We start from the raw sequence: 13,178 nt of genomic DNA, 5'->3' as shown, positions 1-13,178 counted from the left end.
TACGTGCTGGGAGGCAATAGAAGATGAAGGATTTTTTTCAATATATTCTAGGCGAGGTAAAAAGCGGACGGATACAGAAAGAGGATGCCATTGTAAAAATACGCCAATTTCAAGCTCAAATGGTTTCACATGAGGCCCCGCAAAGCGGAACAAGGACTGCGGGGTCCTTGGCGGATACGGGAGTCCTTATGCTTGAGCCTTTCTGGAAAGAGCAAGTTGCTCTCCAGAAAGTGGCACGCCCTGAATTTAGCCAGCATCTGGTGGTGCTTTGCGAACTGGATCATTTCGCGGAGCGAAGCATTGAATCGCTCATGAAAGGAACCCGTTGCATCAAGCTGCATGCCAGCCAAAGCAGCATGGATGAACGCTTTCAGGCGTATGCCCTCCAGCTGCTCACGGAAGTGCAAATGGTTCTCACAGAGGAATCCAAGGGTAGCGTACTGATACAGATTGCAGTTTCCGCACAAAGCGCACAGCAACCTTTCGCAGGACTATTGGGATTACTGCAGACAGCTGAGAAAGAAAACCCGAAAATCGTAGGACAATTCGTAGAATTGGAATCAGCAGGTCTGGAAGAAATGATTGAGAATTTAAAAGAGAACAGTCAATATCCAAAGGATAAAAGAATACGGTATGAGGATGGTAAACGTTTGGTTCTCGGTTGGAACGAGATGAAACCCACTGAGACAACGGGAAGAGTGCCCTGGAAGGATCGGGGGACTTATTTGATTACAGGTGGTGCAGGAGGTTTAGGACTTATTTTTGCGGAGGATATCGCCCAGCGAGTCAGGGAAGCCACGCTAGTTCTTGTAGGCCGTTCAAATCTAGACGAAGGCAAACAGGCCATATTGGAGAAGTTGAAGGCGCTGGGGACCCGCGTTGAGTACAGACAGGTAGATGTAGCACGGAAGGAAGAGGTCTCCAAATTGATCCTTGAGATCAGGGAAGAGTATGGAGGCCTTGATGGTATCCTTCATAGTGCTGGAGTAATACAGGATCGTTTTATTATGAATAAATCACAGGAAGAGTTCGCGGAAGTAATGGCACCAAAGGTTGCCGGACTGGTGAACTTAGATCAGGGGACCAAGGAGCTACATCTGGATTTCTTTATTCTCTTCTCCTCAATAGCTGGGATTATGGGCAACCCCGGTCAAGCCGACTATTCTGCCGCTAATGCCTTTATGGATGCCTATGCCGCGTATCGAAACAGCCTTGTATCCTCAAAGGGGCGCAAAGGGCAGACGCTATCTGTCAATTGGCCTCTTTGGAAGGATGGAGGGATGCATGTGGACGATGACACGGAGAGGGCTTGGCAAAGTATTGGCATGGTAGCCATGCAAGCTTCAAACGGTATCCAGGCTTTATATAACGGTCTGGCCGCTGGCCTGAATCAGTTATTAGTAATAGAAGGTGAGCAATCCAAATTGCAAAAGTATTTCCTGGCGTCCCAACCACAGGAGAAAGAATATGTTGAAGAGTCAGCTTCTTCAGAGGTGAATCTTGAACTGCTTCTAGAAAAAACCTTATATCAGCTAAAACTATTGTTTGGAGAAGTTACCAAGCTGAGCATTGACAAGATTGATGTCAGCGAGCCTTTAGAGAGCTATGGCATTGACTCCATCATGATTACAAGGCTTAATCAAAAGCTGCAGGGCATTTTTGGAGAAATATCAATGACCTTGTTTTATGAATATCAGACGTTGGAGGCAGTGGCCGAATATTTTATTGCTGATTATCACAAGGAATGCGTACGGTGGACAGGACTCGGAAGCCCGATAAAGACGGAAGAGAAATCCGTCTCCATTTCCGCAACCTTGCATGCTGCCAGCGAGTTTTCTTTGTCAACCCTGCCAAAGGAAGAAAACAATCGTATCCGCAACACGGATACTAACAGAGACCGTGTGAAACACGAGCAAATAGCGATTATTGGTATAAGCGGACGATATCCGCAGGCCAAAAATATGGAAGAGTACTGGAGTAATTTGGAACAGGGCAAAGACTGTATAACAGAAATTCCTGCGGAACGCTGGAAGAGGGAAGGTTTCTACTATTCTGACATCAAAGAAGCGGTTGAGAAGGGCAAAAGCTATAGTAAATATGGAGGATTCGTGGAGGATTTTGCAGATTTTGATCCTCTCTTCTTTAATATATCTCCCCGGGAAGCAATGAGTATGGATCCTCAGGAGCGAATATTCCTGGAAGAATGCTGGAAGGTTTTCGAGGATGCAGGATATAGCAGGGAACAGCTCGCCGAACAGTATAATGGCCGGATTGGCGTCTTTGCAGGAATTACGGGAACGGGGTTCAATCTATATGGACCAAAGCTGTGGGAACAAGGACAACCCGTATTTCCGCGAACCTCCTTCAGCTCGGTAGCCAACAGAATATCCTATTTCTTGAACTTAAAGGGGCCCAGTATCCCGGTTGATACCATGTGCTCTTCCTCATTAACTGCAATTCACGAGGCCTGTGAGCATATCTATAACGGTGAATGCGAGATGGCTGTTGCTGGAGGAGTCAACTTATATCTTCATCCTTCAAGCTATATCTTTCTCAGTACGATGAGAATGCTATCGCCTGAGGGGCGGTGTAAAAGCTTTGGGGAAGGCGGGAATGGATTTGTCCCTGGCGAAGGTGCAGGGGTTGTGCTGCTCAAACCTTTGTCACGAGCCATTGCAGACAAGGACCATATCTATGCGGTTATTCGGGGAACCCGTATCAACCATGGAGGAAAAACAAACGGGTATACCGTGCCTAACCCGGTAGCACAGGGTGAACTGATTAGAGAGGCTTTTGATAAAGCAGGCGTAAATGCCCGGGCAGTCAGTTATATTGAGGCCCACGGTACTGGAACGGAGCTCGGTGATCCTATTGAAGTCACCGGGCTTACCCAGGCATTTAAGAAAGATACGCAGGACACGGGGTTTTGTGCTATCGGCTCGGTAAAATCAAACATAGGCCATTTAGAGGCGGCCGCAGGGATTGCAGGCATCGCTAAAATCATCTTGCAAATGAAAAACCGGAAAATTGCCCCTAGCCTGCATTCCCAAAAACTGAACCCTAATATAAACTTTTCCAAAACGCCATTTGTAGTCCAACAGGGACTTTCTGAATGGGAGCGTCCGATAGTGGAGGAGGATGGCGAACAACGGGAATACCCGAGGATCGCCGGGATATCTTCCTTTGGAGCCGGTGGGGCTAATGCCCATATTGTCCTTGAGGAATACCTCCCTGCGGAACAGGATGACTTTCAAAATCCCTTTACTCCTCCAAGACCGGTCGTCATAGTTCTGTCGGCAAAAAGTGACGGAGCATTGAAGGAGCAGGTAAGCCAATTGGCTGCTGCAATGGATCGGAATGAGTTTTCCGATCACGATCTGGTGAATGTGGCTTATACCTTGCAAACAGGACGTGAGGCGATGGAAGAGCGCCTCGCTGTGGTCGTTGAGTCAGTGGAGGAACTTAAAAACAAGTTGCGGGACTTTATTGGAGGAAGACAGAGTATTGCACACCTTTACCGGGGACAGGCCAAGCGGGACAAGGAGAGCTTGAACATGGCCTCAGAGGAGAAAACGCTTGATGAAACGGTTGATTTACAGATTCTAGCGGAAAAGTACGGCAGAATCTCAGACTTGTGGGTCAAGGGTGTCCGTATTGATTGGAGCAGACTTTACGGTAATGTCCAGCCCCGCCGTATCCCTTTACCCACATATCCTTTTGCCAGAGAACGATATTGGATACATGTAGATGAAGAAAAGCCGTTCGCCAATGTGGCTGCACATCTACATCCATTACTGCATCAAAACACCTCCGTACTTTCTGAGCAAAGATTTAGTTCAACCTTTAGCGGCCAGGAGTTTTATCTGAAGGACTCCGTAGTTGACGGAAAGCTTGTCCTGTCAGAAGCGGCATGCCTTGAAATGGTGCGGGCAGCGGTGGAGCAGTCGTTAACAGTACAGGAGAAGGGTCAGGCAAACATCATTATTAAAGATATTGTATGGACACATGCTCCCGCTATAGGAGATCAGCCGTTAGAAATACATATAGGGCTCTTTCCGGGAGATCAAGGAGCGATTGGCTTCAAAATCTATAGCAGATTAACAGAAGCCGGGGACCCTGTCTTACACAGCCAGGGTAGTGCCGAACTGAAGATGCTAAATGAAGCGGAAACGTGGGATATACAGGCTTTGCAGATGGAGTGCTTTCAGCATGTTTCGCCTGGGATAGACGATGAAGCAGTGTGGGGCATGGGAGCCGACTACAGTCCGGAACATCAGGCCAATGAACAAGTGCATATAGGACAGGGGTTAGTGCTGACCAAGCTATCGTTGCCTTCCGGTATTAGGAATACTGAGGGCTTATTTGTTTTGCATCCCTTTATAATAAATGCTGCTTTGCAAATGCCGCCGGCATACTTGTTTTCGAATGATGAAAATATCATGCGGCCTTCAGGCATTGACCCTCTACAGAAAATACGGCCGACTGCCATTGAGAGACTCGAAATTTTTCGGGAATGTCCCTGTGAAATGTGGGCGTTGATCCGGTATAGCAGAGGAAGCGGGGCTGGTCATAATACGCAGAAGTATGACATTGATTTGTGTGATGAGGCAGGCCAAGTCTGCGTGCGTATAAAAGGATGCTCCTACAAGGTAGTGGGCGCATGTGAGAAAACACCTGGTGTAATGATGCTCCAACCCTTCTGGAAAGAACAGGCGGTTGCGGAGGACACGATGGTTCCCACTTACGAACGACATGTGGTAATGCTTTGCGAAACAGATACCATTGCTGCAGGAGATATCGAGTTCTCCTTGGCAGGAATGGAATGTATCACTCTGCAATCCGGTATGGAAGAGGTTGATCGGCGCTTCGAAAAGTATGCCGTCCAGGTTTTTGAAAAAATAAAAAGTATCCTGAATGACAAACCCAAAGGCAAGGTGCTGGTGCAGATTGTAACGATGCCTCAGCATGAAAAGCTGCTTTTCGCTGGGCTGTGCGGCATACTCAAAACTGCGCAAAAGGAAAATCCAAAGATCTATGGTCAGTTAATTGAAGTTGAGGGTACAGAAAAAATGGAAGGGCTCATTGAAATACTAAAGACGAGCAGCCGACACCCTGCGGATAGCCGCATCCGGTTTGCAGAAGGCAAACGTTGGATTCCTGTCTGGAGTAAAGCAGAAATGCCGTCAGAAACACCGGATATTCCATGGAAAGACCGCGGGGTTTATTTGATTACTGGAGGAGCAAAGGGTTTAGGTCTTATTTTTGCTAAAGAGATTGCGCGTCAGGCCAAGGAAGTGACTTTGATTCTTACTGGACGTTCCCTACTGGATCAGGACAAGCAGACTTCATTGGAGGAATTGAAGGCATTGGGCGCCTGGGTAGAATACAAACAGGCGGATGTCACGCGGAAGGAAGCTGTGCTTGGCTTAATTGAAGATATCAAACAGACATACGGCGGAATCAACGGCATCCTGCACAGTGCTGGAATAATCCAGGATAACTATATTATTAAAAAGACTAGCCTGGAATTCAGGGCAGTGCTAGCGCCCAAGGTTACGGGACTGGTAAATCTGGACCAAGCCAGTAAGGACATTGCTCTTGACTTCTTTATCCTTTTTTCGTCAGGTTCGGGAGTGGGTGGTAATGCAGGTCAGTCTGACTATGCTGCCGCGAATGCTTTTATGGACGCATATGCCTGGTACCGCAATACCTTGGTAACCTCCATGGAGCGTACAGGCAAAACGCTGTCCATCAATTGGCCGTTATGGAAAGATGGCGGAATGCGGCCTGACCAGGAGACGGAGAAGGCCATGCAGAAGGTGGGTATGTATGCGATGAGGACAGAGACAGGAATGAGCGCCCTGTACCAAAGCATAGCCTGTATTTCGGATCAGGTCATGGTGATCGAAGGAGACGTAGATCTAATCAGCACAATGATGGTCATGGAGGGACAGCTTGAAGAAAGCGGTAAAGCATCTCGGGATCAGGCGCTCGGGTCAGAAGCTAACATCGTTCCCTCCACAGCAAACAAGACAGAGCCCGGCCAAGAAGAAGACCTGTTGCGTGAAAAGACGGTCCATTACTTGAAGACTCTGCTTTCAACGTCCATCGGCCTGCCCGTATATCGAATCGAAGAGAATACACCTTTTGAGAATTATGGGGTTGATTCTATAAAGTCTATGGAGTTGACCGATCAGCTGGAGAAAACGTTCGATCAGGTGTCGAGGACTCTATTTTTTGAATATCCGGATATCCGGAGTTTAACGGATTATTTTGTGGAAGCCTATCGAGGCCAATTGATTGCTTTGTTTGGTATAGATCAGGTAGCGGTGGCAGGCGCGAAAGCTGACACAACTGTTGCAGCAAACAAGGAAGTGTCCGGCAGAGAAGCGGACCTGCTGCGTGAAAAGACGGTCCATTACTTGAAGACTCTGCTTTCATCGTCCATCGAACTGCCCGTATATCGAATCGAAGAGAATACACCTTTTGAGAATTATGGGGTTGATTCTATAAAGTCTATGGAGTTGACCGACCAGCTGGAGAAAACATTCGATCAGGTGTCGAGGACTCTATTTTTTGAATATCCAAATATTCGAAGTTTGACGGAATATTTTGTGGAAGCCTATCGAGACCAATTGATCGCTTTGTTTGGCATAGATCAGGCAACAGCTGCGGGTGAAAATGCCGAACCAACTTCTATAACAAATAAGGCAGTGTCCAGCCAGGAAGAAGAGCTGCTGCGTGAAAAAATGGCAAGTTACCTAAAGAGCCTGCTCTCTTCGTCCACTGGACTGCCGGAACATCGCATTGAAGAGGACAAAAATCTGGAAAACTATGGTGTTGACTCCATAAAGTCAATGGAATTAACCGATGAGCTGGAAAAAAACTTCGGCCCGCTATCGAGGACCTTACTTTTTGAATATCCGAATATCCAGAGTTTAATAGAATATTTCCTGGAATCGCATCGAGGCGAATTGATTGAATGGTTTGGTATGGAGCAGGTAAAAGCCCCTTCTCCGATATTCCGTCGTCCCCAATTTTCGGCAACCGAGGTAGAGGCTCAGGAGGAGAAGAAACAAGAAACAGGAGCGATGGACATTGCTGTCATCGGGGTGTCCGGGAAATATCCAGGGGCGGAAAATCTTCAGGAGTTCTGGAGCAATCTCCAAGATAGCAAGGACTGCATTACCGAAGTTCCAAAAGACCGTTGGGAGCACGATCTTTATTTTGACAAGGAGAGAAACAAGCCGGGAAAAACCTACTGCAAGTGGGGCGGTTTCATGGAACGAATAAGCCTGTCAGAGCCAGCATTCTTTCATCTCACCCCCTATGAGATCAGTTTAATGGACCCGATGGAGCAACTTTTCCTGGGAATAATATGGAATTTGCTTGAAAGTGCAGGATATACGCGAGAGGCATTACAGAAGAAGCACCAGAACAAGGTTGGCGTCTATGTGGGCGCTACGTATCACAAATACTGCTCCTGTGATATCGAACCGGACTCTGCCCAACGGGTAACATCATTTGGGTCTGTTGCAGTCGCAAATCCCATGTCGCATTATTTCAATTTCCAGGGACCGAGCATATCCATTGATACGATGAGCTCTTCCTCAGCTGTAGCTGTCCATATGGCATGTGAAAGCCTGATCAGGGGAGAGTGTCAAATAGCGGTAGCTGGCGGGGGGAATCTATTGACCAGTCCCAAAAAGTATATTGAATCCAGTCAAAATCAGTTGATTGGAAGTCATGAAGATAGCAGAAGCTTTGCAGATGGGGATGGGTACCTTCCAGCGGAAGGAGTTGGAGCGGTACTCTTAAAACCGCTTCATAAGGCTGTACAGGATGGAGATTGCATTTTAGCGGTTATTAAATCCACGGCAACCAATCATGGGGGACATAGCAATGGATATACAATCCCTAACCCAAATGCGCAGGCGCAACTAGTCGAAGAAAACTTTTTGAAAGCCGGTATAGACCCCCGGACGATCAGTTATGTAGAGGCAGCCGCAAATGGTTCTATATTGGGAGATCCTATTGAACTTGCTGCTTTGAATAAAGCATTCCAGAAATTCACGACCGAGCAGCAATTTTGTGCCATTGGCTCAGTCAAATCCAATATAGGGCATGCAGAAGCGGCTTCGGGAATATCACAGCTAACCAAGGTCATATTGCAATTGTGGCATCGAAAACTGGTTCCTACCATTAAGGCCGAGAAGCTTAACCCTAATATTAATTTCAGTAATACTCCATTTTATTTGCAACGGGAGGTTCAGGAATGGGAGCGGCCTGTAATTGAGATTCAGGGAGAAGAACGGGAATTCCCGTTGCGGGCAACCGTAAGCTCCTTTGGTGCGGGAGGCTCTAATGTGCATTTCATTCTGGAAGAATATATCCCTTCAGAAAAAGACAACATTCATTTGCGAGTGGCAGATCAGCCCCAAGTGGTGATTCTCTCGGACATAAACCGTGAGAGACTGATGGCGCTTGCCAATCAATTACTGGGATATTTGGAGCAGCAGAGCGATGATGCCTTACAAGATATTGCTTTTACACTTCAGACAGGCCGCGAAGCGATGATATGCCGGGCGGCAATCGTAGCGAATACGCGGCAGGATCTACTCACGGGTCTTAGGGAACTTCTCGAAATAGCCGATAGCGGCAACGGGCCCGAAGGGGCATCTATTCCTTTATTTATAGGAGAAAGCGCAGAAGACTCAAACACGAGTGCGCTTCTCTCAGGGAAAATAGGAGAGACCGTTTCTCAATTGCTGCTAGAGGAGAAAAATATGGAAAATATAGCGATGTATTGGAGCCAGGGGGGCAGGATTTCATGGGAGGCACTCCATGAGGATAAAGATGTTCGCAGAATCCCCCTACCGATAACCCTGTTTTAAACATAAACAGGGAACCGATCACTATCAGATGGAAAATACAAAATATTCTGGAGGTAAATCATGAGGGAATTTAAAGATAAGATAGCCGTAGTTACGGGAGCCGCCAGTGGGATTGGCCGTGCTATTGCGGACCGATGTGTAAATGAGGGCATGAAGGTCGTCCTCGCGGATATTGAGGAGGAGGCCCTTCTAAGGGCCGAAAAACAATTGAAAGACATGGGTGCAGAAACGTTATCCGTGGTGACGGATATTTCCAAAGAAGCTGATATACGTGCATTAGCGCAAAAAACGGTTCAGACATTTGGAGCTGTGCATCTTTTGTTCAACAATGCAGGAGTGGACGCCGGCACGGGCTGCTTATTATGGGAAAATACGGTGGCGGATTGGCAGTGGGTAATAAACGTAAACATATGGGGGATTCTCTTTGCAACTGAAATTTTTGTTCCTATTATGCTGAAACAGAAAACCGCATGTCATATTGTGAATACAGCATCCATCGCCGGGCTATTGTCCGGCCCTGGTAATGGCATATATAGCGCGTCAAAACATGCCGTTTTAAGCTTGTCTGAAACGCTACACCAAGAACTCAGATTGATAGGTTCCAATGTAGGGGTTTCAGTTGTCTGCCCCGGGTTCGTACGCACCCAAATTATGGATGCGGAACGAAACCGACCGACGGAGCTGAGTAAGCAGACCGGACTAGGAAATCTTCCCCCGGAAAGACAAGTCATTAATCAATTGGCCCGCAAGGCTGTCCAGAATGGAATACTTCCAGAGGATGTAGCAAATCAGATGTTTGAGGGAATCAAAAAAGGGCAGCTATATATCATAACAGAGCCGAAATTCAAACCTGCAATAAGACAACATATGGAGAATGTTCTTAACGAAAGCAATCCCACACCTTCCCAAATGCAATTAGTTCGCAATTTACTGTGAAATATTCGTTTTAAATGGTTTTATTGGGATTTTATCAATGAGTATGTTGTGGGAGGTTAGAATGGACAGATCTGTGATTTTTATGTTTTCAGGCCAAGGCTCACAATACTACGGCATGGGAAGAGAATTATTTAAGTTAAATCCAGTTTTCCGAAAATGGATGACCAAGCTGGATGAGATTCATACGGATATTACAGGCAGGTCCGTATTAAAAATGCTGTACGACGACAACCGTGGGAGAGGAGACCTGTTTGATAGTCTGTTATATACTCACCCCGCAATTTTCATGGTGGAGTATGCCCTCACACAGGTATTACTGGAAAAGGGGATTTATCCTGATTACGTTTTGGGTTCCAGCCTCGGTGAGTTTGCATCTGTTGCTGCGGCTGGTTGTATGAGTTATGAAGATACTCTTCAATGCCTTGTCAAGCAAGCAGAAATGGTAGAAACCTACTGTCCAAAGGGTGGCATGCTGGCCGTAATTGGCGACCTCAGTCTGTATGACCAAATATCCGTATTGAATGCCAACTCAGAGTTAGCATCAATCAACTATGACTCGCATTTTGTCATTTCTGGAAGCTGTGAGGAACTGGAAGGAATTGAACGCTACTTGATAGCAAATGAGTTTATATGTCAAAGATTACCGGTCCAGTTTGCTTTTCACTCTTCCTTAATGGACCCTATAGCCTTGGAATATACAGCGTATTTAAAGCTTAAGCCCCTAAGGAATCCGACTATAAATATGGTTTCATCTATGTACGGAGGAAAGGCGACATCCCTTGACAACCGTTTTCTTTGGGATGTCACTAGAAAACCTATCCGTTTTCGGAACGCTTTAAAATGTCTGGGAGACGGGGACGGGGTCATCTATATTGACCTTGGCCCCTCGGGCACTCTTGCTAATTTTGTGAAGTACAATTTTGGTAACAAGAAAATGGCAAGTATTTGTTCTATTCTTTCACCTTTTCAAAACGATATGAAAAATTTGGATCGTCTATTTGAAATATTCGACTAATATGCATTCACTAGCAAAAAGGAGGACACAAATGATCGCATATCTGTTCCCTGGACAAGGGGCTCAAGCCAAAGGCATGGGAGTAGGACTATTTGACGAATTTCAGGAATTGGTTGCAAAAGCGGATGCTATTCTTGGTTATTCTATTAAGAAACTGTGTCTTGAAGATCCTGCCAATCAACTAGGACAAACGGATTTTACCCAACCGGCGCTATTTGTCGTAAACGCTTTGAGTTATCTTAATAAATTAAAAGAGACTGGAAGAAAACCCGATTATGTTGCAGGACATAGCCTAGGTGAATACAATGCCTTATTTGCCGCAGAGGCATTTGACTTTGAAACGGGCTTGAAGCTGGTTAAAAAAAGAGGAGAACTGATGGTCAAGGCTACTGGTGGTGGTATGGCAGCGGTCATAGGCTTGAACGAGGAAGTATTTAGAGAAGTTATCGAGAAAAATAATTTAAGGGAGATTGATGTTGCTAATTTTAATTCGCCAAGCCAGATTGTCATCTCAGGACCGAAGGACATGATTGAGCAGGCGCAGCCAATTTTTGAGGATGCAGGAGCCACAAACTATGTGATTTTAAATGTAAGTGGAGCATTTCACTCCAGGTATTTGGAAGATGCCAGACAGAGATTTGAGGCCTATGCGTCACAGTTCGAATTCTCAAAATTGAAAATACCAGTCATTTCAAATATCTATGCCAGACCCTACAGGCAGCAAGATGTAAGGAGTACGCTGATCAACCAGATCGTAAGTCCAGTCAAATGGTCGGAAAGTATAAGATATCTAATGGGTAAAAATGTAACCCAGTTCATACAGGTTGGGCCTGGAAAAGTCATAACAGGGTTGGTTAACGCAATACAACGAGACGCAGAACCGCTGATTGTGAGGGAGGATGAGGAACGTAGCGAGCAGGTACAGGAAGTAAAGTCGAAGAATAGTATATCCGGCCAACGATTTACGGCGGAGTCTCTTGGTCATAGCGAATTCAAACAATATTATGGACTTAAATACGCGTATCTTATGGGTTCGATGTATAAGGGAATATCTTCAAAAGAGATGGTCGTAAAAGCAGGTAAGGCAGGAATGATGGGATTCTTTGGGGCAGGGGGAGTCAAGATTGGGGCCCTTGAGGAAGCTATAAAGTATATTCAGCAAGAATTGAACCAAGGCGAAGCCTATGGAATGAATCTTATTCATGTTCCCGATCACCTGGAAATAGAAAATAACATCGTTGATTTGTACATAAAATACGGTGTTAGAACTATTGAAGCCTCTGCGTTCATGAGTATAACGCCTTCTTTGGTAAGGTACAGATTGAAGGGTTTGAAACGAAATGAAAAGGGGATCGTAACACCGCAGAACAGGATTATAGCGAAAGTATCAAGACCCGAGGTTGTGGAGGCATTCTTGAGTCCTGCGCCTCAGAATATCGTAAATAAACTGCTCGAGGAAAATAGGATAAGCCGGGATGAGGCCCGGATGGCGATGGAAATTCCTATGGTAGACGATCTGTGTGTCGAGGCTGATTCAGGCGGGCATACTGATCATGCTGTTGCATATGTACTGGTTCCGTTAATGCTTAAAATGAGGGATGAAGCGTTACTTAAGTATAAATACAATAAAAGTATAAGGGTAGGGGCAGCCGGGGGGATAGGGACTCCACAAGCTGCTGCGGCAGCGTTTATACTGGGTGCGGATTTTATCATGACAGGCTCAATCAACCAATGTACGGTTGAAGCAGGGACAAGTGATGATGTAAAGGATTTGCTCCAGCAGTTAAATATACAGGATACAGACTACGCTCCCGCAGGGGATATGTTTGAAATGGGAGCGAAAATTCAGGTTATGAAAAAAGGAGTTTTTTTCCCGGCCAGGGCGAATAAATTATATGATCTTTACCGTAATTATAACTCCATAGATGAAATTGATAGCGGAACCAAAAAATATATCGAAGAAAAATATTTTAAGAAGAGTATTGAACAAGTATATGAAGATATTAAAGCTTATTACCCGGCTGAGATCATTGAAAAAGCTGAAAGAATTCCTAAACGTAAGATGGCGTTGATATTTAGATGGTACTTTACTTATTCTACACGACTTGCAATGAATGGAGACAAACACAGTAAGGTTGATTATCAAGTACACTGCGGACCAGCCCTTGGCGCTTTTAACCAATGGGTCAAGGGAACAGTCTTTGAGAATTGGAAGAACAGGCATGTTGATGAAATAGGACAAAAAATAATGGTTGAAACTGCGGAATACCTGAATGAGAGGTATAAAGCTTTAACGATAATGTGAGTATATGTGTGGAGAAAAATAGAAATCA

Annotated in this window: 4 protein-coding genes; all 4 read left to right on the top strand. The window is 45.7% G+C overall.

The genetic code is table 11. The features are described from left to right. Positions 1-23: 23 nt before the first annotated feature. The 4 genes from MKX30_RS04610 (at position 24) to fabD (ending at position 13,150) form a co-directional block, all read left to right on the top strand. A complete protein-coding gene (locus tag MKX30_RS04610) occupies positions 24-8,894 on the top strand; it encodes a type I polyketide synthase (RefSeq protein ID WP_341062484.1) in 8,871 nt (2,956 codons plus the stop codon). Positions 8,895-8,954: 60 nt separating this feature from the next. Continuing rightward, complete coding sequence (locus tag MKX30_RS04605; protein ID WP_025718361.1) at positions 8,955-9,830, top strand: SDR family NAD(P)-dependent oxidoreductase; 876 nt, start codon at positions 8,955-8,957, stop codon at positions 9,828-9,830. Between the two features lie 61 nt (positions 9,831-9,891). Then, entirely contained in the window at positions 9,892-10,845 is a 954-nt protein-coding gene (locus tag MKX30_RS04600) for an acyltransferase domain-containing protein (protein ID WP_071558497.1), read from the top strand. A 31-nt stretch (positions 10,846-10,876) separates the two neighbouring features. Then, complete coding sequence (fabD, locus tag MKX30_RS04595) at positions 10,877-13,150, top strand: ACP S-malonyltransferase (protein ID WP_341062483.1); 2,274 nt, start codon at positions 10,877-10,879, stop codon at positions 13,148-13,150. Positions 13,151-13,178 lie beyond the last annotated feature (28 nt).

The organism is Paenibacillus sp. FSL P2-0173 (genome assembly GCF_038008045.1).
GTDB lineage: Bacteria > Bacillota > Bacilli > Paenibacillales > Paenibacillaceae > Paenibacillus > Paenibacillus polymyxa_B.
This window is presented reverse-complemented; position numbering and strand designations above follow the sequence as displayed.